24 protein-coding genes are annotated in these 24,487 nt (G+C 58.3%); 10 read left to right on the top strand and 14 right to left on the bottom strand.

Annotation, left to right across the window (positions count from 1 at the left end):
* Positions 1 to 99: 99 nt before the first annotated feature.
* Complete coding sequence (locus tag AC13QE_RS11740; protein ID WP_488483795.1) at positions 100 to 2,106, bottom strand: ABC transporter ATP-binding protein/permease; 2,007 nt, start codon at positions 2,104 to 2,106, stop codon at positions 100 to 102.
* Positions 2,107 to 2,697: 591 nt separating this feature from the next.
* On the opposite strand from AC13QE_RS11740, the gene AC13QE_RS11735 reads away from it, so the two are divergent.
* Positions 2,698 to 3,072: a hypothetical protein gene (locus tag AC13QE_RS11735; protein ID WP_112609014.1), complete on the top strand. Its 375-nt coding sequence runs from the start codon at positions 2,698 to 2,700 to the stop codon at positions 3,070 to 3,072.
* Between the two features lie 195 nt (positions 3,073 to 3,267).
* Here AC13QE_RS11735 and AC13QE_RS11730 read toward each other — a convergent pair whose 3' ends face one another.
* Together AC13QE_RS11730 and AC13QE_RS11725 are read right to left on the bottom strand one after the other, a co-directional pair.
* Entirely contained in the window at positions 3,268 to 3,429 is a 162-nt protein-coding gene (locus tag AC13QE_RS11730) for a DUF1328 domain-containing protein (protein WP_015343210.1), read from the bottom strand.
* A 70-nt stretch (positions 3,430 to 3,499) separates the two neighbouring features.
* Entirely contained in the window at positions 3,500 to 4,027 is a 528-nt protein-coding gene (locus tag AC13QE_RS11725) for a hypothetical protein (protein WP_488483794.1), read from the bottom strand.
* A gap of 864 nt (positions 4,028 to 4,891) precedes the next feature.
* Here AC13QE_RS11725 and AC13QE_RS11720 point away from each other — a divergent pair.
* The 4 genes from AC13QE_RS11720 to AC13QE_RS11705 are packed head-to-tail and all read left to right on the top strand — an operon-like array spanning position 4,892 to position 6,142.
* The gene (locus AC13QE_RS11720; RefSeq protein ID WP_488483793.1) at positions 4,892 to 5,044 is read left to right on the top strand and encodes a hypothetical protein; all 153 of its coding nucleotides are present in this window, start codon (positions 4,892 to 4,894) and stop codon (positions 5,042 to 5,044) included.
* A 33-nt stretch (positions 5,045 to 5,077) separates the two neighbouring features.
* A complete protein-coding gene (gene rpsU / locus AC13QE_RS11715) occupies positions 5,078 to 5,314 on the top strand; it encodes a 30S ribosomal protein S21 (RefSeq protein ID WP_488483792.1) in 237 nt (78 codons plus the stop codon).
* 42 nt (positions 5,315 to 5,356) lie between these two features.
* Positions 5,357 to 5,551 carry a hypothetical protein gene (locus AC13QE_RS11710; RefSeq protein ID WP_015343205.1) on the top strand — a complete coding sequence of 65 codons (195 nt, stop codon included), beginning with the start codon at positions 5,357 to 5,359 and terminating at the stop codon, positions 5,549 to 5,551.
* A 15-nt stretch (positions 5,552 to 5,566) separates the two neighbouring features.
* Positions 5,567 to 6,142: an alpha-ketoglutarate-dependent dioxygenase AlkB gene (locus AC13QE_RS11705; RefSeq protein WP_488483791.1), complete on the top strand. Its 576-nt coding sequence runs from the start codon at positions 5,567 to 5,569 to the stop codon at positions 6,140 to 6,142.
* An 80-nt stretch (positions 6,143 to 6,222) separates the two neighbouring features.
* On the opposite strand, the gene AC13QE_RS11700 is transcribed toward AC13QE_RS11705, so the two are convergent.
* Complete coding sequence (locus AC13QE_RS11700) at positions 6,223 to 8,268, bottom strand: flotillin family protein (protein WP_112399968.1); 2,046 nt, start codon at positions 8,266 to 8,268, stop codon at positions 6,223 to 6,225.
* Positions 8,269 to 8,703: 435 nt separating this feature from the next.
* Here AC13QE_RS11700 and AC13QE_RS11695 point away from each other — a divergent pair, with 435 nt between their 5' ends.
* Positions 8,704 to 9,600: a GGDEF domain-containing protein gene (locus AC13QE_RS11695; RefSeq protein ID WP_132720205.1), complete on the top strand. Its 897-nt coding sequence runs from the start codon at positions 8,704 to 8,706 to the stop codon at positions 9,598 to 9,600.
* A 150-nt stretch (positions 9,601 to 9,750) separates the two neighbouring features.
* Positions 9,751 to 10,692: an MYG1 family protein gene (locus AC13QE_RS11690; protein WP_488483790.1), complete on the top strand. Its 942-nt coding sequence runs from the start codon at positions 9,751 to 9,753 to the stop codon at positions 10,690 to 10,692.
* Between the two features lie 93 nt (positions 10,693 to 10,785).
* On the opposite strand, the gene AC13QE_RS11685 is transcribed toward AC13QE_RS11690, so the two are convergent.
* The 9 genes from AC13QE_RS11685 to AC13QE_RS11645 all read right to left on the bottom strand — a co-directional run bounded on the left by AC13QE_RS11685 (position 10,786) and on the right by AC13QE_RS11645 (position 19,957).
* Entirely contained in the window at positions 10,786 to 11,337 is a 552-nt protein-coding gene (locus tag AC13QE_RS11685; protein ID WP_488483789.1) for a MarR family winged helix-turn-helix transcriptional regulator, read from the bottom strand.
* A 55-nt stretch (positions 11,338 to 11,392) separates the two neighbouring features.
* The gene (locus tag AC13QE_RS11680; RefSeq protein WP_488484095.1) at positions 11,393 to 12,190 is read right to left on the bottom strand and encodes an ABC transporter ATP-binding protein; all 798 of its coding nucleotides are present in this window, start codon (positions 12,188 to 12,190) and stop codon (positions 11,393 to 11,395) included.
* Positions 12,190 to 13,122 (bottom strand): ABC transporter permease, encoded by a 933-nt coding sequence (locus AC13QE_RS11675; RefSeq protein WP_488483788.1) that lies wholly within the window; start codon positions 13,120 to 13,122, stop codon positions 12,190 to 12,192. The genes AC13QE_RS11680 and AC13QE_RS11675 overlap by 1 nt, the downstream gene beginning before the upstream one ends.
* Positions 13,119 to 14,099: an ABC transporter substrate-binding protein gene (locus AC13QE_RS11670; protein WP_041678433.1), complete on the bottom strand. Its 981-nt coding sequence runs from the start codon at positions 14,097 to 14,099 to the stop codon at positions 13,119 to 13,121. The genes AC13QE_RS11675 and AC13QE_RS11670 overlap by 4 nt, the downstream gene beginning before the upstream one ends.
* 38 nt (positions 14,100 to 14,137) lie before the next feature.
* Positions 14,138 to 15,361, bottom strand: a complete 1,224-nt coding sequence (locus AC13QE_RS11665; protein WP_488483787.1) for an alpha-hydroxy acid oxidase — start codon at positions 15,359 to 15,361, stop codon at positions 14,138 to 14,140.
* A 36-nt stretch (positions 15,362 to 15,397) separates the two neighbouring features.
* On the bottom strand, positions 15,398 to 16,825 hold the full coding sequence (locus tag AC13QE_RS11660) for an FAD-binding oxidoreductase (RefSeq protein ID WP_488483786.1): 1,428 nt from the start codon (positions 16,823 to 16,825) through the stop codon (positions 15,398 to 15,400).
* A complete protein-coding gene (locus AC13QE_RS11655; protein WP_488483785.1) occupies positions 16,822 to 17,847 on the bottom strand; it encodes a prephenate dehydratase domain-containing protein in 1,026 nt (341 codons plus the stop codon). Before AC13QE_RS11655 ends, AC13QE_RS11660 begins: the two co-directional genes overlap by 4 nt.
* Positions 17,848 to 17,941: 94 nt before the next feature.
* Entirely contained in the window at positions 17,942 to 18,742 is an 801-nt protein-coding gene (locus AC13QE_RS11650) for a class I SAM-dependent methyltransferase (protein ID WP_246699022.1), read from the bottom strand.
* A 351-nt stretch (positions 18,743 to 19,093) separates the two neighbouring features.
* Positions 19,094 to 19,957, bottom strand: a complete 864-nt coding sequence (locus AC13QE_RS11645; protein ID WP_132720195.1) for a DMT family transporter — start codon at positions 19,955 to 19,957, stop codon at positions 19,094 to 19,096.
* Between the two features lie 329 nt (positions 19,958 to 20,286).
* On the opposite strand from AC13QE_RS11645, the gene AC13QE_RS11640 reads away from it, so the two are divergent.
* The 3 genes from AC13QE_RS11640 to AC13QE_RS11630 all read left to right on the top strand — a co-directional run bounded on the left by AC13QE_RS11640 (position 20,287) and on the right by AC13QE_RS11630 (position 23,218).
* A complete protein-coding gene (locus AC13QE_RS11640) occupies positions 20,287 to 20,802 on the top strand; it encodes an NUDIX hydrolase (RefSeq protein ID WP_488483784.1) in 516 nt (171 codons plus the stop codon).
* Positions 20,803 to 21,196: 394 nt separating this feature from the next.
* Complete coding sequence (locus tag AC13QE_RS11635; RefSeq protein ID WP_112412537.1) at positions 21,197 to 21,460, top strand: hypothetical protein; 264 nt, start codon at positions 21,197 to 21,199, stop codon at positions 21,458 to 21,460.
* A gap of 354 nt (positions 21,461 to 21,814) precedes the next feature.
* Positions 21,815 to 23,218: an aminotransferase-like domain-containing protein gene (locus AC13QE_RS11630; RefSeq protein ID WP_488483783.1), complete on the top strand. Its 1,404-nt coding sequence runs from the start codon at positions 21,815 to 21,817 to the stop codon at positions 23,216 to 23,218.
* 68 nt (positions 23,219 to 23,286) lie between these two features.
* On the opposite strand, the gene AC13QE_RS11625 is transcribed toward AC13QE_RS11630, so the two are convergent.
* Entirely contained in the window at positions 23,287 to 24,309 is a 1,023-nt protein-coding gene (locus AC13QE_RS11625; protein WP_488483782.1) for a LacI family DNA-binding transcriptional regulator, read from the bottom strand.
* Between the last annotated feature and the right edge of the window lie 178 nt (positions 24,310 to 24,487).

The raw sequence follows: 24,487 nt of genomic DNA, 5'->3' as shown, positions 1-24,487 counted from the left end.
AAGGGAATACATCTCAATGTCGAATGGCGCAGACGTGGTGCATTTGCTTTTGCTTCACTTTGCGTGTGTTCGAAGCGTGCGCGGCAATTGCACTAACCGCTATCGGCGCGGGGATCGTGCGCCCTGATCCGAGTTCGAATTATCTTTGAATATAGGTCTTCGGTCGTCCAAGAGGCGCAAAATCAGATTCCCTTTTCTGTGGCGGTGAGTGAGTTCGATGTCGCTGACCAGCCGTGCGCCACCTTGGCGCCGCTCCAGGGTAATCTTGCGGCTGTGGAAGGCTTCCAGCTCGGCTCTGTGCGCGACGCTGATAATGGTGACCTTCGGCAATTCGCGAATGATCATCTCCATCATCTTGTCCTGGCTCTTCTCATCAAGGGCTGAGGTTGCCTCATCCAGCACGATGATATCGGGATCGTGCAGCAGAAGACGCGCGAAGGCGAGCCTCTGCTTTTCGCCGCCTGACAACGTCTGGTCCCAGGGTGCGTCCTCCTCGATCTTTTCGTTGAGATAGCCGAGACCGACCTTTTCAAGGGCGGCCTTGATCTCGTCCGGCGTCCAGTCGTCGGCCGCGCGGGGATAGGCGACGGCGCGGCGAAGCGTGCCCGACGGTATGTAAGGCCGCTGCGGCAACATGAACAACCGGCTATCGGGGTGGACGTTGACACCGCCATGACCCCAAGGCCACAGACCGGAAATTGCCCGTATCAGCGTGCTTTTGCCCGAACCGGATTCGCCGGCGACCAAGACGCGTTCCCCCGGATCGATTTCCACCTCCGTTTCCTTGACTACGGACGTGCCGTCGTCGAGCGTCACGGAGAGGTCGTTGAGCGACAACATCGTCTCGTCTTCGGTTTCTCCATGCTTGATTCGTCCGAGCGTATCGTTCTTTTCGGCCCGCTCGAGCCCATCAAGCGAGGTCATGAGCGAGGCGACACGATGCGCCGAGGCGTTCCAGTCGGCAAGGCGCGGATAGTTGTCGACCAGCCATCCGAATGCGCTTTGAACGATGGCGAAGGCAGAGGCAGCCTGCATGACCTGACCGAGCGTCATGCTGCCTTCCAGAAATTTCGGCGCACAAAGCAGGACCGGCACGACAGGCGCAATCAACATGGAGACCTGTGACACGAGGGTCGTGCGCATATATTGATGGGCAAGCAACGCCCACTGTTTCAGCACGTTTCCGAACGTCCGCTCGAGGTCGTTGCGCTCTTCCTCTTCACCGCCCAGCAATGCGATGCTCTCACCGTTTTCGCGGACATGCGTCAGCGTGTAGCGAAACTCCGCTTCCACCTGGTTTTTGACCTCGGAAACCCTCACGAAATGGCGGCCGATGACCGCCATCGAGGTAGACGTGATCACGGCGTAAAGGACCGCCGTGACGACGAGAAAGCCGGGAATCGTAATGATTGAACCGGCGATCTCGAAAGTCAGGGCGCCGCCGATCGTCCAGAGGACCACGATGAAGGTCGAGGCCGAGAGAAATGCTGAAATGACGCCAGCGATGAAATCGACCGGGGATTCCGTGGCGATCCGCAAATCCTCCGAGAGACGGGCCTCGGGGTTTTTGTGGTCGTCGCCGCCGATCAGATTTAGTTGATAATAGCGGCCGTTGGCGAGCCACCGGGCGATCAAAGCGGTTGTGAGCCAGAAGCGCCAGCGTCTTTGGATCATCATACGAACATAGACTTGTATGGTGACGAGGGCGACGCTGCCGAGCACGAGCGGGGGAAACACCGCGGTCAGGACGTAGACGGCATGAGCGTTGCGTTGCTCGATCGCGTCAAAAATCGACCGGTTCCAGATATTGATCCCATACTGGAAACAGACATTCAGGCCAATCAGGGCAAGGAGGCCAATCGAGCATGGCCAGGCAAAACGGTCTCCGCGACGGCTCCAATAACCGCGGGCGCTGATCCAGAAACGGCTAAGTAGATAACGCTTTCGTGCCTGCTCTGTTTGCTCGGGGGTCAAATCCGGATCGGGTTCTACTAAATCAGGCGGCTGCTCGGCCTCGACAGTCGAACTCTTCCCTTGATGCAATTTTTCGGCGTCAGCCGGCCCGGCATCATCGACCGATTTCGGACTGGATTTTGCGTCGGTCATAAGCGGGACAACGGCCGAAAATTCAAAAAGTTTCACCCTTGATCATGAGCATGCATGCAGCCGCCTGGAGGACATGCTCCACAGAAGCAGCGCGAGGGTTCAAAGGCTTGAGGGAACCGTCGATCGCAAAGGACGTTTCAATGAGAGGAGGAATTCACTATGTGCCCGCAAACGCCGATTACGGCCTCAGTCTTCGCACCTGCGCTTGGACTCCCGAACCCCATACAATATTTCCCCGAGCCATCGCCTCGCCTTCCGGCTTCGGAGAGCGAAAAGGAGGCTTACGAGAAGGGGGTGAAGGATGGAAAATGCGATGCCGAAAATAAAAAGAACCCCTATTCCGAGGATAGCGAACAGGCGAAAGCTTACGAGCATGGCTATCTTGATGGGCAGAAGATCAGGTTCGCGGAGTAGATATATAGCGACGGAAAACAGTACACCCGCGTCGTCCGTGCTGTTGAAGTGAAAGGCTTTCCCGCATTGATGCCAGTCGTGGGAACGGCGTGGCATAGCTTCATGGAACTCTATGTTTCCACCGACGTTTGCTGATCGCGATCTCTTCGATCTGGGAGATCTTTACAGGAGGCTATCGTGTTTAAATTTCCTGTTTTATTCAGCATTATCCTCTTTCCAACAGCCGTTCTTGCCCAGTCCCCCGATCTGGAAGCAACATGCAAGACCGTCGCCAAGAATTTCTTTTTATCGGACGGGCTTGCGATTGGAACGGTGCAGTCCTTTCCGGAGCTCAAGCCGCCTGGCGTTCGTATGACCTACTCCACCCGGCCCGGCACTGCGGCAGCCGAGATGAGCGACACTTTCGAATGCGAGTTCGAAAAGGCGGACAAGCCTCACAACCTCGTCAAGTTTTGCGTCTCCAGCACATGCTATGTGCCCAATGACGGGGATGCAGATCGCAAGCGACATTTCGAGGAGATGCGAATTCTTCTCCAGCGATCTGAGAAATAGGGGTGCTAAAGGGTTGAGGCCGCTCCTGCCAATGAACCTCTTCCGAGTTCTCGCCGCAGCTACGAACTCTAACGGGAAGAGACCGTCACGGAAAGTATTTGTCGTAATTGATTAAGGAAGAGCGCCGGCCCGACCCACCGTCATGGTTGATCGGGTGGGCCGGCATCCGGATCGTGGTCTCATTCATCTTCGCCTTCAGCGTCTCATCACATTCATGACGAGCGAAACGACGAAGAAGATAAGAAAGATAAAGAACAGGACCTGTGCGATAGACGCAGAGGCGCCTGCTATGCCGCCGAAGCCGAGGGCTCCTGCAATCAAGGCTACGACGAGAAATACCAGTGCATAATAAAGCATTTCGCTCTCCATTGGTTGCTGGATGAAGAACGGAGCAAAGTGCACTTTGTTCCTTGAATGAGGGCTGGCGTTACTCCGTTGTCACGGCTTGTTTCAACCAAACCTGCTTACCGCCGGCGTCCGGCGGCGGCGGTTCGGCGGCATCCAGATACATCTTTACCGGAGCCGTGAGCACAAACCACAGGCTGGCGCCAAGCAGGAAGGTGCCCGCTGCCTCGTCGCCGGCGTAGACACAGAAGGGGAAAATGACGCCGGTAAGCAAAACGGTCAGTCGGGTCGCCCATTCGCTCTCACGCTTGCGCGTGGCTGTAGCCGCCAGCGCTTGATAGGATCGTATATCGTAATTGCGCCCCATTCGACCAGGCATCAAAAATCGCAGTGACGGAACGGAAAGCATGAAGAGCGTGCCGATGGAGAAGGAGTAAATCGGGCCATTCAGCAACAGGCCGCTTGCCGCCATAAGGGCGAGAACAACGATAAGGCTCCATGACGGGCTTAGCGTCTGCGGAGAAAGACCGGTTTGTTTGTGCCACAGCCGCATGGCTGCCGATCCGCCGCGAAGCAGCGGAAGATCGATGTAGCGATTGAGCAATTCCATGGTGAGCCCTTCTAATGTCGGCGCAGCCAAACATCAGAAGAATCCGGCACCAGCATGGCAAGACTGAAAATCCGCCGATACAGTTGAGGTTACTCGGCGTTTTCCCATGCGCGGATGGAGGAACGGCCGTTATCGTCGTAGCGGAAACGCGAATAGCCTTTAGTTCCCATGCAATGTGGAATCGAATAATGTCTCTTCTTATCGCGAATGGTCAGAGAGTATTGAGAATGTCTATGCAGCCGATCTACTACAGGCTCAAAAGGGCAATAGCCCTAGGCATTCTGATTATTTTTCCGGCTGTTTTCTGTGCGTCCTGCTCGACGGGAGATAAAAGTGGCGGTCAATCGGGTTCCGTAGCCGCAAGCAAATCGACAGATCCTGCCGCTGCCAAAAAAGCGGCTGAGCGTCGGCGATGGGCAGAGAGAGTCCAACGAGATAATGAGCTTGCTCCAAGCGGCTCGACACCGGGCTACTACGGCTCTTTCGGTCCTCGTTTCACTTGGTGAGCGATAGAAGGGCGGTCTTCAGAACTTGGTCATGCCTTCTTGCTTTCTCGGCTACCAACCTAGGTTTGCGTCCTCGTTGCCGAGCCGGCGAAATTCAGGCCTCTCACACCGGGCTCGATCAAGCACGTCAATAGCTGATTAATCCACCCTTCGACCCGGCGTGCGATGTTCCGGCTCCAATGGTGTTGGATCCAGGCCTTTCACAGCCTGGATATCGCCTTGTAATGCGATATGCCACTCCTTATATTTCCGACATCACTCACATAATTGGCCACAGCGGACGGCTGAAGTCGTCGGCGCTCCCGTGCGCAATAGCGCCGGACCGTCATTTCGCCGAATGGTCGGTAAGGAATTTCAATTGAACAAAGCAAATATCCCCGTCGCTCCGGCGGCGATGGAGCCGCGCGACCGCGGCGAACGCATCGAACGACCGGACAAAAACCAGAAGCCATATCCCTGCCTGCTCACGCGCGCCGAATTGAAGGCGATCATAGCCGAGCAGCTCGGTTGAGCGAAATTATCAACGAAAACAAGGAGAATGAGAATGCAAGTCATCGTCAGAGACAACAATGTCGAACAGGCCATTCGGGTACTGAAAAAGAAGATGCAGCGTGAAGGTCTGTTCCGGGAAATGAAGGAACATCGAGCCTACGAAAAGCCGTCCGAGCGGCGTGTACGCGAAAGGGCGCAAGCGATTGCCCGCCAGCGCAAGGCGGTCCGCAAGAGGATGCAGCGCGAAGGGCTTCTTCCTTCCACCAGGCGCCGGGCGGCTGCTCGGTAAATCATCGGCAGCAACCGCAAGCATCTAGGAAAGGATCACATGATGGAAGAACTGCACAGTATTACGGTTTCGGAGCAGCGGCTGGAAGACTGCCGCGATGCTATCGAGTTCGATCTGCAGGAGCTGATCCGGAGCACGATTGTCTCCGGTTTCTCGGCCGAAGAGGTCCTGATTGCGATCAGCGAACTGGTCGCGGAGGATTTCGCCGCGGTCGCGAAAGTTCCAAGTGTCCATTAAACAGAAGGAGCGGCCATGGGCATTTCAGCGCAAGGAGACCTTTTTGCGGCAGTAGAACCGCCGTTGCCGGAGGGTTTCCGCTACCAAGCCGATATCGTTCCGGAGTCTATCCAGTTGGATCTGCTTCGCGAGATACCGCAATTGCCGCTGAAGCCGTTCGACTTTCATGGCTTCGAAGGTAGACGACGCGTCGTCTCCTATGGCTGGAAATACGATTACGAGGCGCAGCGTGCGAGGCGCACCGGCGAAATTCCGTCGTTCCTTCTGCCCGTGCGCAGCATCGCGGCTGAGTTTGCGGGAATAGAGCCTGATGATCTGCAGCAAGCCCTTGTCAGCGAATACGCGCCGGGTGCGCCGATCGGCTGGCATAGGGACAAGAAGGTGTTCGGGCGGGTTGTCGGCATTTCCCTGCTATCGCCTTGTACGTTCAGGCTGAGGCGCCGTGCCGGGGATAAATGGCAGCGCGCCACGCTAATCTGCGAACCCGGTTCCGCTTACGTGCTGTCCGGTCCTGCGCGAAGCGAATGGGAGCATTCCATCCCGCCGGTTGATCGGCTTCGCTATTCGATTACCTTCCGGGAAATCGGCTAACGCGAGGTCGAGCCGCAGTGAGTTGCGGCTGGGAGCAAGCCACTGGACAAGATGGGCCGGCATAGCCGGCCCATCCGCAATCAATCATGGGCGATCGCTGTGGGGGCAGCAGCCGGCGCTTCCTGCCGCCCAAGCCGGTCGGCGACCAGCATCGACAACATCATTTCGACAAGACCGTTGGCGGCACCCTTTTCCCCGGCGCCACCACCGACCTGGATCTGCGGCACGAGAGGCAGCCTGCCGTTCTCGATCGCTTCAGCGAAGCGCATAAGAACCTGCGAATTCAGCTGATAATCCGGCCCGCCGAAGGCTGCGACCTTCTTTTCGGTGGCTTCTGCTTCCGCCAGACCGACGGCGCGCACCTTTTCGGCATCGGCAAGGCCTGTGGCCTTAATGCGCTCGGCATCGGCAAGCGCAATCGCCTTGATGCGGTCGGCCTCGCCGAGGCCCGCAAGGCGTACCTTCTCGGCCTCAGCCTTGGCAGTGACCTGGATGGTTTCCGCCTGCTGGCGGGTGCGGGCGAGCTGCGCCTTACCTTCGTTTTCACTGATCTCGATGGTCAGTGCAGAAGTGGTGATCTTAGCCTGTTGTTCGGCAAGCGCTTCCTTCTCGCGCAATGTGCGCTCCTGGACGGCCGCGACTTCTTGCAGCTTATAGGTCTCGACCTTTTCAACGGCGATCTGGCGTTCGCGCAGCTGGATCAGGATTTGCTCTATGCTGTTCTGGCCGTTGCTGGCGCGCGGGGTGCCGATCAGAACTTCCTGCAGCTCGAGACTGTAGGAGGCGAACTTCTCGCGCATTTCCTCCCCGGATTTGCGCTGGATTTCGCTGCGTTCCTGCAGGAGCTCGATCAGGGTCTTGGTCTGGGCAATATTCTTGAAATAGGCCGAGACCATGGGATCGAGCGTCTGCTCCACCAGGCGCTTGATATCGCCGAAGCGCTGCACGACGAGCGGTGCCTTCATATAGTCGATATGTACGACGACCGAGAGCGGCAGCACGGGTTCGAACGCGTCCTTGGTGATCAGCGATACTTCGGACAGATTCTCATCCAGCCTGTGCTCGCCGAATTGTTCCTTTGTCCATTTGAGTACGAAGTTGGTGGTCGGTACGATGACGATACTACCGGCATAGGTGTTGAATGCATATTTGCCGGGCAGAAGCGGTGCCGACCAGACGCCGCGCGCGCCGGTCTCCACCAGTTCGCCATGGCGATAGGACTGGCCGGAAATGTCCGCGCCGCGGCGGCCGGTATAAGAGACAACAACACCGACCGTGCCAACATCTATAATCGTCTTGTCGACCAGTTCGACGGTCGCGAAAATGCGGTTTAGGAAGTAGCTGCCGTCGGCAAGCACCTGCAATTGACGGCCGCGATAGCCGCCGGCATTGAGAAATTTCTCCGGATCCTGGAAATTGTTATGGAAGTTCGCATCCGTCGGATCGTTGGCAACCGTCGGTGCGATGATCTCGCCGTCGGGCAGGGCCGGACCGTCATGGATGGTCACGATGCCGATCATGTCCTCTGCGTCATGAATGACGACGGGCTCGAAGCCCTCTCGCTCGGTGATCTGTGTCGACATGTCGGCAAACAGTTTCTGTTCCGACGAACTGAGGTTGACGGCATAGATCGATTGTGCGGTCAGCACGATGAACTGCGCAAGATTGATGGCATAGGTGCCTTCGCGCAGGATTTTACGCTGCGGGCCTTTCTGTCCACCTTTGAGGAGAAAGTCGCGCACGTCCTGGAAGTCATCGGCTTCCATGTTTGAGGCAAGCGTCTGGGTGGGCGGCAGCGGCTTGCCGTCACGGGCAAAGACGTAACCGATCTGACCCTGTGGAATGGTCACGAGATTGGCGCGATGCAGGGAATACTGAAACGGCATGAAAAAATGCAGGCCGCCGCGCACGACGTCAGGCTGGAAACCGGCCTCGCCATTCAAAGCAATGAAACCGTTCTTCACGGAACCGCGAAAACTCCACAGCTTTTCGAGGATGCCGAGCCTATCGTTGGGAATATAGCGGATCACGCCGCTCCATCGGAAAACTATCGCGAGCACGATTGCTGCGCCGGCGATCTCGATCGCCAGCCATTCCATCGGACTGAGATTGGTGAGGGCTTCCATCTCTTCTCTCCTATGGGCGCACGGGTTCATCCACCCGACAGCCGCCCGGTTGGTATTGATTGATAAGACGGGGAGATTGCGCGCCTAAGCACTCGACGCGCCAAGGGCGTGTCGAAGGTTTGGGCTGCTTATTGTCTGGAAAAATGACCACGCATCGCCAGTCCCCACTGGGGAACTGCGTGGTCGTGAGTAATCTCACATCGGTGTTGCCTTGATAGACATAACGGTAGACCACGTAGGGATTGCGCCTATAGGTTTAAAGATGCTTGGTGCGGAAATCGCATAAGTACTTCCAATGATTCGGCGATTTCGAGCAACCAATCGATCGGCGTGCTAAAGCAATGGAAGGGCAAGCCAATTCCGTCCAGCTGTCTCCCCCTTTTCTCGTGGCAATTCTGCGGTAAGTATTGTGCTACTGAATTAGCGGGAACCGATATGGATGAAATGATCGAACAGCTTCTGCACCTTTGTGCGACCAGTTCGACGCTTATGGCGGTTTATGACGCCGAGGATCGGTTGCGATATGCGAACCCTGCCTTTCGATCAGCCTATTTTATCGATCCCGATGAAGCACCGCTATGGCCGGATCTGATGCGGCGCAACTTCACACTTGGGCGCGGTACGGTCATTCGCACAGTCGACTTCGACGGATGGCTACGGTCGACGCAGTCACGTCGCGGCAAGATCGGCTATCGAGCCTTCGAGACGGATTTGGTGGACGGTCGCTGGCTTTGGATGACCGAAACCATGCAGAAGAATGGCTGGATGCTGTGTATTGCGAGCGATATAACAACATTGCGTGCCGAAGGCCGAAGCGTCCGGCAAGATCGCGACCAGGCCATCAAAGCTTCTCAAACAGACGAGCTCACAGGGATCGCCAATCGCCGTTTCGTCATGGCGCGAATAGACGATATGCTGGCCGGCGCCAGGGGTGGCGATATCGGATGCCTTGCCGTATTCGATATCGACAATTTCAAACTGATCAACGATAAGCACGGTCACGACGCCGGAGATCTCGTCCTGCGGGATTTTGCGCATAGGCTTCATCAATATGTGCGGCGGACCGACTGTTTCGGGCGCGTTGGCGGCGAGGAGTTCGTGCTCGTGATGCCGGGAACAGCGCAACAAGATGCGATCGAGCTCATCGAACGGATGTTGACGACGATCCGGTTTTCCCGACCGCTCACAGCCTCGCCGGATTTCGGTTACACTTGCTCGGCCGGCATTGCTGCCTGCCTGGAAACCGACAGTGCGCCAGATTTGTATCGGCGCGCCGATCAGGCTCTCTACGCTGCCAAGCTCAGCGGCCGCGACCGGGTTCGCGCTGCCTGAAGTGTCGATCCACGCTTGCACATGGTTCTGCGGTTCAACATGGCAGCACCTGCCGGTATCCCTTCACTTTCGCGATAAGCAGTTGAGATAACGGCCGGAACTGGTTATCTGCCGGGCTGTCCAATTCGCGAACAGTAAGGCTATGGCCGTATGGCTCCAAATTTCCTCGTCACGCATTCCGGCGGCTTTCATGCCGACGAAGTGTTGTCCAGCGTCATTCTCACGCAGATTTTCCCTGAAGCACGGCTTGTTCGCAGCAGGGCGCCGGAATGGATCACCCCCGGCGCCGATCGCATCGTCTATGATGTCGGCGGCGCCTATGATGCCGCTGCCGGGATTTTCGATCATCACCAGCGCGGCGCCCCGCAGCGCAACGATGGTCAGCCCTTCAGCTCGTTCGGCTTGATCTGGAAACATTTCGGTCGTGATTATCTGGCCGCTCTCTCTGTTCCGGGCGCCTTCGTCGAGACGATGCATGCCGCCTTCGATGCCAGCTTCGTCTTGCCGATCGACCTGGTCGACAATGGCGCCCTCAGCCCGGATAGCGTCGGTCTGCTGGCGGGATTGACCCTGCCGTCCCTGCTCGAAACATTGAAGCCCGTCTTCGACGATCCGGATCCGGAGGCGACCGATCGGGCCTTCCATGCTGCGGTTGCGATCGCCCGCAGTTTTGTCGAAGCAAAGATTGCCGGGATCCACGCGAAACTGCGCGCTGAAACCCTGGTTCTGAAGGCGATTGCGTCCGCGGGGGAGGGCCGTGTTCTCGAGCTGCCGATGGGCATGCCGTTTCGTCCGGCCATCATGAAGGCAGGTGCCGATCACCTCCTGTTCGTGGTCCATCCGCGCGAGGCCGATTGGTGCCTGACGGGAATTCGCCGCGCGGAGGAAGGGTTCGAGCTGCGCGCAGACCTTCCGGCGGCTTGGGCGGGGTTGAGCGGGCGCGATTTGGAAGTGGCAACGGGGGTCCAGGGAGCCAGCTTCTGCCATAACGGCCGTTTTATTGCCGCCGCCAAAACGCGAGAAGCTATACTTGCTCTCGCCAGGTTAGCGGTAGAGGACGTGGAAAAAGGAGCCGATCGAGTCTCGAACTAAGGCTGAACTCGCCATCGGCGCATGCCGCAAACGTCGGGAAGAACAAGCGGCTGGTTTCAGCCATGTGCCGGGCCGCTTGCATGCCGAATTGGATCAGCCTCCAGATCTGACGTCGCCAACCACGGCCTGCCACCCACGAGCGACAGCTCCGGCGCAAGCATCCTCGATGCGATCGAGCATGGCATGGAGCATCTCGCGCTCGTGTTCAGACAGGCTTTCGAGGATGCGTGCCTCCATCGCCTGACCGATCGACACGATCTCGTCGAGCACCTTGTAGCCCTCGGATGTGAGTTCGACGGCCGAAAACCGTCGGTCGCCTGCGCCGGCGTTGCGTCGGGCAAAGCCCAGCGAAACCAGTTGCGCGATACCGCGGCTGACGGCAAATTGATCGAGCGCGCCTGCGTGGCAGATTTCCTTGCTCGAAAGCCCGGGGCGGCCACCGGCGATGGCGAGAATTCGCCACGAGGCTTGCGACAGACCGTATCTTGGTCCGTAATAGGACGCGAGCAGCTCAGCGGTGCTGCTTGCGACCAGAAACATTCGATAGGGTATCCAGCGATCGAGCCGGAAGGCCGGCTTTAATGCCGTCCCATCCTCGCGTTCCTCCACCAGCCCATTTTCAGGTTGATCATTTTTTAATTGCATATTGCAGATATATTCCAGCGCAACTGTGAAAACAAGCGGCCACTCCGCGCAGCGATCAAGCAAGCAGAAGCCTGTCCTCGGCGATCTCGCCGCCGCTCACTGCCCCGAACAGGGCGATCAGGTCGGGAACGTCGTAACCTGCCCGTTCATCGCCTGCAACATCAAGCACGATGCGTCCGCCACTCATCATGATGGTGCGCTGGCCATAATCGAGAGCATGTCGCATGCTATGCGTCACCATCAGCGTGGTGAGATGCTGGCGCTCGCTGATCTTCGCCGAAAGTGCCAGGATGCGCGCTGCCGCCTTGGGGTCCAGCGCGGCTGTATGTTCGTCGAGAAGAAGTATCTTCATTGGCAGCAACGTTGCCATCAGCAGGCTTACCGCCTGTCGCTGACCGCCGGAAAGTGTGCCAATTCGCGCTCTAAGCTTCGTTTCAAGTCCGAGCCCAAGGCTGGCGAGCTGTTCCTCAAATCGCGAGCGGCCACGTCTCCCGCCAAGCGCAAGGGAAAATCCACGTCGCCCGGCGCGTGCGGAGGCAAGCGCAAGATTTTCCTCGACGGTCAGAGCCTCACAGGTTCCGATCCGTGGGTCCTGAAATACGCGGCCGATGAATCGCGCCCGGGCCTGTGCAGACAGTCGTGTGACGTCTACGCCATCAATCACGATCCGGCCTTTGTCGGGCGAAATTGCGCCGGCAATGGCCGAAAGCAGCGTGGATTTTCCTGCACCATTGCTGCCGATCACGGTTACGAACTGGCCATGGGGAATAGCCAGCGAAGCGCCACGGAGCGCGGCTACTTCGAGAGCGGTACCAGGATTGAACGTGACCGAGATCGTATCGAGTTTCAGCATCATGAGGCTGCTCCTTCTGCTTTCGACGGCTCCGACAGCCGGGTACGCCTGATGGTGGGCAGCTTCTTCAGCCGCGTTTTTGAAATCATCACGGCAACGGCGACCACCAGTGCGGTTACCAGATTGAGATCCTGCGCCTGGATCCCGATCACGCCCCCATCGAGTGCCAGGGCGATGACCAGCCGATAGATCAATGCGCCGAGGATGCAGCCCAGAGTGGCGCGTGCAACCGACCCGGTGCCGACGATTGTCTCGCCGATAATGACGGCGGCAAGACCGGTGACGATGGTGCCGATACCCATGGAGACATCGGCAACACCCTGGCTTTCGGCATACAGCGCTCCGGCAAGGCCAACGAGGCCGTTGGCGAGAGCCATGCCAAGCATGACCATACGGCCGTTGTCGACGGCCTGCGCCTCGGCCATCTTCGGATTCGCACCGGTTGCACGCAAGGCAAGTCCCATGTGTGTCGCGAGGAACCAGTCAACCAGAACCTTTGCGGCCACCACGATGCAGAGGAGCAATATTGTATTGCCCCACACACCGAGTGCGGCGACCGTACCGATCCAGGAAAATATGGTGTCGGTGCCGTAGAGCGATATATTCGGTTTGCCCATGATGCGCAGGTTGATCGAAAACAGCGCAACCATGGTCAGGATACCCGCCAGCAGGTTCATGATCTTCAATCGAACCGACAGAAATGCTGTTACGAAGCCGGCGACCGCACCCGCCGCAAATCCGAGGAGCGTTGCGGCGATGGGCGGCACGCCGGCCATAATCGCGGATGCTGCGACTGCGGCGCCCAGCGGAAAGCTGCCATCGACAGTCAGATCGGGAAAATCGAGCACCCGAAACGAAAGATAGACGCCAAGGGCAACGAGGGCAAACAGCAGGCCTGCCTCGCAGGCGCCGGAAAGGGCAATCAGGCTCATTGTGCGATCACCTTTGCTGCGCTTTGCGTCGTGGCCTCGGACAGAGTGACGCCCATCTTCTTGGCCGAGACGAGATTGAGATAGAGATCCTCGCTGTCCAGAGTTCCAACCGGGATGTCGGCGGGCTTCGCGCCGTTCAGCACTTTGGCGGCGATCTCGCCCGTCAGCCGTCCGAGCTTATAGTAATTGAAGCCAAGCGCAGCCATTGCGCCGCGTTCGACGGAGTTGGTGTCGCTGGCATAGACCGGGATCTTTGCGTCGACACCGACCTTGACCACGCTTTCAACCGCCGAAACCACTGTGCTGTCGGTCGGCAGCAGGATGACGTCGGCCTTGCCGACCAGGCTGCGTGCAGCATCCGGCACGGCGGCCGACTGCGCGGCCGTCGCCTCGACGATACTTATGCCGAATTTCGCCGCTGCCGCCTTCATGTCCGCCACCTGTGCGACGGAGTTGGCTTCGCCGGCATTATAGAGAACGCCGACCTTCGTTGCCGTTGGCGTCAGTTTGTGGATCAGTTCAAAGGTCAGGTTCAAAGGCTGCCTGTCGCTGGTTCCGGTCAGCGTGCCGTCGGGCTGCGTGAAGCTTTTGACCAATTTTGCCGCAACGGGATCTGTTACCGCAGAAAACACGATCGGGATCGCTCCTTTGGCCGCGGCCTGGCAAGCCTGGGCGGAGGGGGTGGAAATGGCGACGATCAGGTCGGGCGATTTACCGGCGAATGTTTTTGCGATCTGCGTTTGCGTCGGCATGCTCCCTTGAGCGCTGGCGACATCGAGCGTGATGGTTTTGCCGTCAACGAAGCCGGCATCCGCCAGCGCATCGACGATCCCTTTGCGGGCCGCATCGATGGCCGGGTGTTCGACGATATAGGTCAGGGCAACCGTCTTGTCGGCCGCAAATGCGGTCGCTGTGGGTAATGGCATCAGCAATGCTGAGAGGGCGAGGGCGTGAAACAGAGCAGTTCTACGGCGCATGGGAATGATCTCCTCGGAAGGGTTTTCGGAAAATTCGTTCAAGCGGCTGCGAAGGTTTGCGGGCGAGATGAAGTGGGCTCACTAGGTGTCGCCACCCTTTCGGCTCGGATCAGAGGTGGCGGCAGTCGGAGCTTTGCAGGGCCGATATCGGCGATGGTCGGTGAACCCGTCATCGCCTGGGCGACATCGAGTTCTGCAGCGAGGATGCTCAAAGCGCGGGAGACCGCTTCCTCTCCGCCGCTCGCAAGCGCATAGAGCGTTGCGCGGCCGAGCTGCACAGCCGTGGCGCCGAGGGCAAGGGCCTTGATGATGTCGGTGCCGCTGCGAAATCCGCTGTCGACGAGAATGGCCAGCCGACCGGCCACCGCGGCGGCGAATTCCGGCAGCATATCGATACTTGCAACGGCTCCATCGAGCTGCCGGCCGCCATGATTGCTGACTACGATACCGTCCAGTCCCAATTCGGCTGCCCTTGCCCCCTGCACTGGATCGAGTAGCCCCTTAAGGATCAAAGGGCCTTTCCAGCGGTCGCGTATGAAGGCGATATCGTCCCAGGATACGGTCGGATCGAGCTGCTGTTCCATCACCTCGGCGATGGTGGCGGCGGACCTGAGGTCGAACTCGGCCGCCATGACCTCCAGCCTCGGTGCACCGGCACGCGCCATCCGCAATGCCCAGCCGGGATGGGTGGCAAGGCTCAGGAGCTTCTTTGGCGTCCAGCGGAACGGTAGTGAAAAGCCATTGCGGGCGTCGCGCAGCCGTCTGCCGGGAATGGCGTTGTCGACGGTGATCTCGATTACTTCGAAACCCAAGGCCTGGGCGTGCTGCAATAGTCTGAGGCTCACCTCGCGGTCCCGGAACAGGTAGAGCTGAAACCACTTCCTGCCTTCACCGGCAGCTGCCACGGCTTCCATGGACGCGCTGGCCGCCGAACTCATGACAAAGGGGATTCCTGCTTGTGCGGCTGCCCGGGCCAATGCCTGGTCGCCCGCGGGCCATGCGGCACCCGCCAGCCCGGTCGGTCCGATGATGATCGGCATTGAGAGCGGCTTGCCGAAGAGCGAGATGGCCGCCGAGCGGTGGCCGACATCGACCGGCGCAGAGCCGACGAGACGGATCCGATCCAATGCAGCCCTGTTTTCGCGCAATGTGAGTTCCGAGCCGGCGCCGCCGTCGAAGAAATCAAAAACCATTTTCGGCAATGCGCGTTGCGCGGCGATTCTGAAGTCGGCGATGGAGGCCGGACCATGCTGGCTGGACATGAATATTCTATTCCCTCCCTGGTTTATGGATCTTGCTCAATTGAACGGCGGTGCCTCGGCGAGATTGAAAATCTTGCCTGGATTCATGATGTTGTGAGGATCGACGGCGCGTTTGATCGCGGCCATCACCCGAATGGCGGGACCATGCTCTGCGACGAGTGCGGCCATCTTGCCGTGGCCGATCCCATGCTCGCCGGTCGATGTCCCCTGCAGCGCGATTGCGCGGGCCGCAAGGCGTTTGGTCAGGGTTTCGACGCGCTGACGCTCATCGGGATCGGCGGGATCGAAAAGGACACAAAGATGGAAATTGCCGTCACCCACATGGCCGCAGATCGGTGCGAGGAGACCGAGATCCCGCACGTCATCTTTGGCGGCAAGTATGGCCTCGACAAGCCGGGATACCGGCACGCAACTATCTGTAGGTAGGGCGCTTGCGCCCGGGCGCAGCGCAAGGTTGGCCCACCAGATATCATGGCGTGCCTGCCAGAGCCTGCCTCGAGCCTCCGCCGATACGGCCGTGTCAAATCGACTGGCGCCAGCAGCATTTGCCTCCGTCTCTATGAGCGGCAAGGCGGCCTCGACTGCCGCGCGACTGTCGTGCAGTTCGATAAAAAGCGTCGGCTCGACCGGCAAGGAGAGTTTTGAATAGTTGTTGACGGCCTCGACCTGCAGTTCGTCGAGCAGTTCGATACGTGCCAAAGTGTCGGTGAGCTTGGTCGCAACAAGCACGAAGCCGACCGCTTGTTCCAGCGTGGAGAAACTCGCCGAAATCGCAACGACGTGGTCCGGAATTGGATGCAATTTGACAGTCACGTCGGTCACGATGCCGAGCGTGCCTTCCGATCCCACCCAGAGACGTGTCAGATCATAGCCGGCGGCCGATTTGCGGGCATGGCTTGCGGTGCGGATCCTATCGCCATTGGGCAGAACGACACCGAGTGAAACGACATTGTCTTTCATCGTGCCATACCGCATGGCGTTCGTACCGGAGGCACGCGTCGAGGCCATTCCGCCAAGCGAGGCATCCGCGCCGGGATCGACGGGAAAGAACAGTCCGGTATCGCGCAGTTCGGCGTTCAGGCGCTTGCGGGTTACGCCTGCCTCAACCGTCGCCGTCATATCGTCCGGTTGAATCGTCAAAATTCGATCCAGCCGCGAGAGATCGATGCATATTCCGCCCATAAGGGCGGCAACATGACCCTCACAGGAAGTGCCGGTTCCAAACGGGATCACCGGCACATCGAAGGCGTGGCAGGTCGCGACGATGCGTGATACCTCATCCGCCGTATCCGGGAAAACGACTGCGTCCGGCGGATAGGAGGGATGCCAGCTCACGTCATGGCCATGCTGATCACGCACGGCCGTCGCCGTTGTCAGCCGCTCGCCGAAATGCAGCTTCAATTTAGCGATCGCCGCATCGACAAGATCGCCGTGGCGTCCGTAGTGGTTTACCGCCGTCGTCATCGCTCGGGCTCCTGCTGGCCATCGGACCATCGAAAGGCGGCTGGAGGCTTGGTCCCCCATGACGAGAGATTTTCCTCACTGCGGTTGCGCAGGTGGCGGCTTGCCATCGGGAATGTCCCAAGCACGACCAGCTCGCGAGCATGGTGGGCGAGAATATCGAGCGCATCGGCCACCTCCGGTGTGGCTGGATCGCCCTCGAACTCGCAAAGGAAGCGGGATGGCACGAACTGTCCGCCGACAAGGTAGCTTTCGATCTTGGTCATGTTGATGCCGTTTTCGGCAAATCCTGCAATGGCATGGTAGAGGCAGCCCGGCCGGTTCTGGGTGCGGAAGACGATCGTCGTCAGAAGCTGTGTTTTTTGCTCGACCGCTTGAGGTTCGGCAGACAGCACGTAGAATCGTGTCGTGTTATGCGGATCGTCTTCGACATTGCGTTTGAGGATATCCAATCCATAAAGCTCGGCTGCGACATCCGAGGCAATCGCGGCCTCGCTCGGATCCTTGCAAGATGCCACCAGCTCGGCGGCGTGCGATGTCGTAGGAGCGGCAATGGCCTCCAAGTCGAGCGCCGCAATTAGCCGGCTGACCTGACCAAGTGCGACGGGGTGCGAACGCACGCGCCTGATGCTTGCAAGCGAAGCGCCTGGCGGCGCCATGAGGCAATGTTCGACGCGCTGAAAATGCTCACCGACGATGTGCAAACCACTGTCGGGCACGATTCTATGCACATCCGGCACCCGCCCGACCAGGCTGTTTTCGCATGGCAGGAGGATCCGGTCGACTTCACCGCGGACGGTGCTGGAAATCGTCGTCTCGAGGCTCGGCAGGGCGACGCGGTCGGCGGATGGGAACGCCATCCTGCAGGCAACATCCGCAAATGCGCCGGGCCGACCATTATAGCCGACTTTATGGACTGTGGTCTCCGAACCGGGTTTCCTGGCGCCCGGAACCAATGGACCTGTATCGAAAGGGATCGCGAGGCGAGGGGCCGTGGATCCACGGTTTGCGGCGGTCGATGTCATAGGCGAACTCCGAAGGAAATTTGCGCATGCCAGGTCACGCCGCGGGCAGGATTGTCCCGTCCCGCGTCGAGCGCCTGTGATCGCTCATCCATGATTAATTTGCGGTCGGCAGCCTTGTCGTTTCCATCACTGTCATCGGCCACAGCAGAGCTATGCCGTTGCCGTCGGAAACGATGTCAAGATGGCGTTCCGCTGCAACAAGGCAGTCGTCGTCGGTGAAGATCTCGGTTGCCGAGAACAGCAATCGCAGAAAGTGTCCAAGATCTGCCTTGGTGTCGAAGCGCCAGCGGGTGGTGACATCGGTAAATTGGGGCTTGTCCCATCCCGTCAAAGCGCACAGGCTGGTGGCAAATTCCCGCGAGAGGAAAGAGACCTCGTGGCCGGTACAGCAACTCAGGGCGATAAAATCGTCGAAATAGGCCGCAAGCCGCGTTCCGGCGAAGATGTCGGCAACTACCAGCTTGCCGCCGGGGCGCATATGGGCTGCGATAGCCGTCCAAGCCGCTGTCTTGTCGGAAATATGGTGGACGGCGCCGCGCGACCAGGCCATGTCAAAATCGCGGATCGGCAGGTCAAGCATGTGCGCTGCCTGACCGAAGACCCTGATCCGGCCGCCACTTTCGATTTCGAGATCCTCAAGTTGTTCGGTGGACGGATCGGTTGCGACCAGTAAGCCTGTAGGGCCTACATCTTCGGCGATCGCTCGGCTGAAATGACCGTTGCCGGCGCCGATTTCCAAGACTCGTCGGCCGTCGACCGGCTGCAGGAAGCGGCGCATGGCGGCAATATCGTCAAGCCAGGCATCGGGAAAGAGGTGGAGTGCATCGCGGTAGGTCGCCGAGCGGCGGCCCGAAAAGACGACCTCAGATTCAATCGGTGTCGAGGACATATACATGAACATATGCCTTCCAAAATTGTTGCGGTTCGGACATCTCCCTAGATTCTAGTTATGCGGGTAATCGCGATGCGATTTACCTCTTATGATTAAAACTACAACATAGATTTGATAGGAAATCAATTGCTATTTGCAAGTAATTTAGACATGCATAAGCTTTGTGCAATCGATCTTTTTGGAGGCAGTTTTACCCGAGACAATTGCTGTCTGAAGAGGACATTCTCCCTGATTGGGATAGCCCTATCCCGGATTTCGCGGGGGCCGCTAAGCTATAGCCGGTCATGATCCCAATGCTTGCTAACGCACAGCCGGGTACGATCCTGATCTCAAATGATTGTTAACGGCCCGGTTTCAGGCATTAAGGATCAGGATATTGCCCAGAATGATCGTTGCGCCACCGAGGGCGAGACGTGTATCGACGTGCAGCCCTTCGAATATGACGGAAATTGTCATAGCAACGATGGGAACAACGGTTAGCGCATAAGCGGCGCGGGCTGGGCCGACCTTTTCAATCAGCGTGAAATACATGAGAAAGGTGACGCACGAGGCGACAATTGCGAGATAGGCAAGCTGTGCCAGATAGCCGGTTGTTACAGGTATTGTCAGGGACGTGCCGACAACCACAGCCCAGGCGAACCCGAAGCCGCATCCGCACAATGCGCCCCAACCCATGAGGACTGGGATGGGCAGGCCGCGCCGCTGGTTGCGCGCAGCGATCGCCGTCCCTGCGCCGGTCGCTATCGCGGCAATGGCGGCCCATATGAAGCCTTTCATGGTTTGCGGGTTGAGATGCAAGGCAAAGATCTGTGGGGCGGCCACGATGCCGAGGCCCAGTAGACCAAAGATTATGCCGATCGCGGCGCGGCGGCTTATTCGTAGATCCAGCAGAAACCGGCTGGCTACCGCGGCGAAAAGCGAGGAACTCGACAGCACCAGAGCTGCGATCCCGCTCGGTATACCTTGCGTTGCCTTGTAAAAGGCGATGAAAGCAAGCCCGAAAAACAATATGCCCTGCATTGCCACCCAAGAACGGTCGCCGCGCATAATTGTGATCGGTTTGCCGGTTGCGATCGAAAAGCCGAGCATGCCTGACCCAACGAGAAACATGCGAATGGCGACCGATAGCTCAGGTGCGGAAACGCTTGCCTGCAGGGACGTCACAATGGCGCCCGAGCCCCAAAAAAGTACAGTCGCGAGAAACAGGGCTGCGGTCATCTCACATCCTTCGTGGCCAGACGGTAATCCAGGCAAGCGGCGAGTTCAGCACAAGGTGCACAGGGCTCAAAGCGTAATGTCGACCATTTACTTGCAAAACGCAATTATTATTAAATTGCGTCCGCGATGCCGCTACTGCACCGGTTTCCGCGATGGCGATTGCCGACGTTTGGGGATCTTGGTTGATGGATCGCGCAATGTTTGAGCGGGCCAGGTGGAACGACTTGCGCCGCCTGCCCGTCATATCAGGTAGGCGCCAGCAGTTCTTCGGGTTCAAAACGCCGCTAGCGTAATTGAGGCACGGGTGAAAATCTGACAAGCTGGACGGTATGAAGTCGAAAAAGCAAGGCGGAAAGCCTGCATCACCCAAACCGAAACACTTATTGCAGCAGCTTGCTCGGACGCCGGAGAAGCTGTTTTCAAGTGCTTTCCGCAACCAGTATGGCGCACTTTGTTTCCGCTACAAGGGTGATGAAGGCGAAATCGAGATATTGGTGATTACGTCACGCGAGAGCGGCCGTTGGATTGTACCGAAAGGTTGGCCAATGAAAGGCAGGGAGCCTCACGAGGCGGCTGCGATCGAAGCCTGGGAGGAGGCGGGCGTTCGTGGCAAGGTGAGGAAGGCGCCGTTTGGCCGGTACACCTATCTTAAAGAACTCCCTGACGGAAAAGTCGCTCCCTGCGTCGTCGACATGTTCCAAATCGAGGTGAAGGAAGTCGGGGCGGAGTTCAAGGAGCGAGGACAGCGCCGGATTGATTGGGTCAGCCCCGACGAAGCGGCGCGCCGCGTGCGCGAAATCGAGCTTAAATCATTGCTCGTCAACTTTAAGCCGCAGCGCAAATAATCACCCGTGCGATCTTGTCTGCTCAGCTGGAAGAGTAATGGTCACGGTTTTTCGCCTCCCGAAACGGTCGAAGTCGATCAGACGCGGGGCCGGTGATCGGCATCTGGCCGTTGCGATGGTCTGATACCCACCGAATTCCGGCTCATCTTGGCAAGAGTGTCGCTGGTCATCAGACTAAGGTCCGTGTTCAACGCAGATCTATTCGGATAGTGGATGACCGCCCCCGGTCGCCGACACTATTATCACCCGTCGGCGGTCTGCCCTGTCATTGGAGGAACCTCCAGTGGCAGGGCGAACATTCGGGCTTGATGCTCTTCGCTGATCTATGATCCACTTGGTGGAACCTCCATGCCGACATTTGGTTTGGTATATCGAAGCAAGATTGGAGCAGGCGATGAAAAGAATAGTCGCAGCGGGAATTCTGGCGGGAATGCTTGCGGCCTGCCAAGCCAGCCAAGAAGGGTTGAAGCCTATTCCCGGAAGCATCACCTACGGCGGGCAGCCGAGCCAACGGTTACAAAAATCACCGGTCGGCAGCATTGTTCCTCACACATTCACAGATCAGTGGGGCGAACGAGTGCGCGAGACCTACATCCTGCAGCCCGACCGCAGCCTGAAGCTCGTAGATCGGGTATATCTCGATAACCCGTTCGATTGACCCCTATCACCGGCTAGTCCGTCCTGGCGAGCGTGGCTTCGGCGATGGCCACTGCCAATCAGGTGAGAGCGCATCGGATTATGACGCCCCCAAGAAGAGCTCGTGTGGCGGTGTGCCATGAAATAACAAGCGCCGCGCCAAATTGATGCTGCATAATTTGCATCCAATTTCTTCAAAGAGACATTCAATTAAGAGATCAATTTGGAGGCAATTTGCCATTGTGATGATGACCACCAACAGCTGTTCGTGAAGCATCGCACTTATGCGCAGGCGTTTTCCCGTGACAGGGAATTTTGCAACAATATATGGTCAATGGTGACTCGCCCACGCGCCTCACACATTGCGGATCACGACATGAAAGACTGGCATCCTGACCTTAGTCGCTCCTCCAGCCCTCGCTATATGGCTATCGCCGACCTGATCGAAATGGATCTGAGAAGTGGCGTGCTGGCGGTGGGAGACCGTTTGCCGCCGCAAAGAGAGATGGCCAAGCGGCTGAACATCGATTTCACCACGGTGGCTCGCGGTTATGTCGAGGCGCAGAAGCGCGGCCTGGTGGATTCGCACGTCGGCAGGGGCACCTTCGTCACAGGCGGGCAAGATCGCGAAAGGCGTGGTTTCGTGTCCGATGCCGCGCCCGATCCACGTCGCGCTTCGTTGGTGGACTTGTCGATGAACCTTCCACCGGAGCCTGACGATGCGGATTTGGTTGCCAGCATGCGCGAAGGCCTGTCAGCCGTGGCAAGCAATCTGGTTCCGCTGCTGCGATACCAGGCCTTCGGCGGATCAGGCATGGATAAGGATGCCGCTGCCGCCTGGCTCAGCCGTCGCGGCCTGGTGCCTTCGCAGGAGCGTATCTTCGTAACGCCAGGCGCGCATCCGGCGCTGCTGGCGATCTTCGGTCTTCTGGCAAAGCCTGGCGAGACAGTCCTGTCGGAAATCATTACCTATCCGGGTATGCGCTCGATCGCTGCCCAACTGCGCCTCAATCTCTCAGGCTTGCAGATGGATGATGAGGGTATATTGCCCGATGCGTTTGCCGAGGCTTGCGAGCGGCTGCAGCCGAAAGCGCTCTATCTCAATCCGACGCTGCAGAACCCGTTGACGCTGACCATTCCCGAAAAGCGTCGCGAGGAGATCGCCGCCGTCGCCCGTAAATATCATGTGCCCATCATTGAGGATGATGCCTACGGCTTCATTCCTTTGCACGGGCCGCCGCCGCTTGGCGCCATCGCGCCAGACTTGACATGGCATATTGGTGGTCTTGCAAAATGCATTGGCGCCGGCCTGCGCCTTGCCTATGTGGTTGCTCCGGACACCAAGGCGATCTGGCCCTTCGTCAGCGCCATGCGCACAAACAATGTCATGGCCTCGCAGATGACGGTTGCGCTCGCCACGCGCTGGATCGAGGATGGCACGGCGGATTCGATCCTGCGCTTCATCCGCACCGAGGCGGCTGCCCGCCAGCAGATGGTGGCCGATATTCTGCCCAAAGGCAGCTACAAGGCCGATCCGATCAGCTTCAACATCTGGATGCCGCTAACCAACGGCTGGACCCGATCGACTTTCAGCAGTCACATGCGCTCCTCCGGCATCGGCGTAGTGGCGAGCGACGCCTTTGCCGTCGATGGTGCGGTCAGTGAGGCCGTGCGCATCTGCCTTGGCGGGCCGATCGGCCGCGACCGACTGAAAGGCGCGCTCGATTTCATGGCGCATGCGCTCGAAGGCCCACCGGAAATGTCCGCCTCATTCTTCTAGGCATCGTAGAACCATATGAGCTACGCACATCAGGAACTCGGGGCGCGGGCGTTCTGAGCGGAGGAAGCCTAGAGATTTTCTTTCAGGAGGATCTCAATGCGTAACCGCTCTTGTTCGGCCAACAGCTCGCGTGCGTCGGCACGAGCGCGCATGATGCGAACCGCGCTGCGCACAGCATGACCCGGATCCAGCGCGATGACCGCATTGATGCTGCCGTCGCGCAATCCTTCTTCAGTAAAGGGGGTGCGCTCGTGGACCACGACCGAAAGATTGCGCAGATCGCTTGTCGCCGCGGCTGCCAAGAGGGGGATGCGCGCCTCTGAGCTCAGTATGTAGGCGGCAACAACATCTTTGTTGCTCTCAAGTACGCGGCCGATAATCTGGCTTGCCCGCTTCTCGTCAGCGTGTGTCTCGATCGATGGAAGGCAGGTGAGGTTCGCAAACTGCTCATTGATTATGGTATCGAAGCCGTGACGCCGCTGAATACTGTCCAGTGACTGCATGGTCTCTGCGACGATCATCACCTTGCCCCGTGTCTGACGGACAAACGTGCCGATCAATCGTCCTGCCGTTGCACCTGCCGCGAAGTTGTCAACGCCCACGAAATCCGCGGCAGGAAGCTTTTCCTGACCGGACAGAAATTGGACGACCTTAATGTTCCTTTCCAGAAGCCGCATCAAGGCATCGCGTACTTGGGGCGATTCCGGCGCCATCACGGCTATGCCGTCGACGGTGTCCTCGCTGATGCCGGTGAGATATTTCGCAATACCGTGGGCGTCTTCGGTGGGGATCTGAACGCAGTCTATATCGGTCAGGTCGCTTTTGAGTGCCGCTCCCAGATTCTCCACCCGACGCAACAGCTCGCCAAGATAAAGATCCCCCGACTTTGGCAGGATGAACCGAAACTTATAGCTCTTGTTGCGTGCGAGGCTGACGGCGGCAGGGTTTCGAATAAAACCAATGCGTTCAATGGCTTCTTGAACGCTGTGGGCGGCTTTTTTGCTCACATTGGGGCGATTGTTCAAAACCCGGTCGACTGTAGCAAGGCTTACGCCGGCGGCTTCCGCAAGGTCCTTTGCTGTTGGCCGCATGATAGCTCCATTTGAATTACAGACAGCAGACATTTCCCTCAAAAACGAGAGAAAGGCAAGAATTGATGTGCGGACCTCAAAAACTGCTTGCATTGAGGTGCGCACCTCAGTTATTTCTTTATTATCCGGCCATTGGGTCGGATCGAAGGGAGATAGGCCGGGTTTGGAGTGCGTTTCG

The sequence above is a fragment of the Martinezella sp. CNPSo 3957 genome (assembly GCF_057784395.1).
The sequence above is the reverse complement of the archived record's forward strand: the minus strand, read 5'-3'. Positions and strand labels throughout refer to the sequence as shown.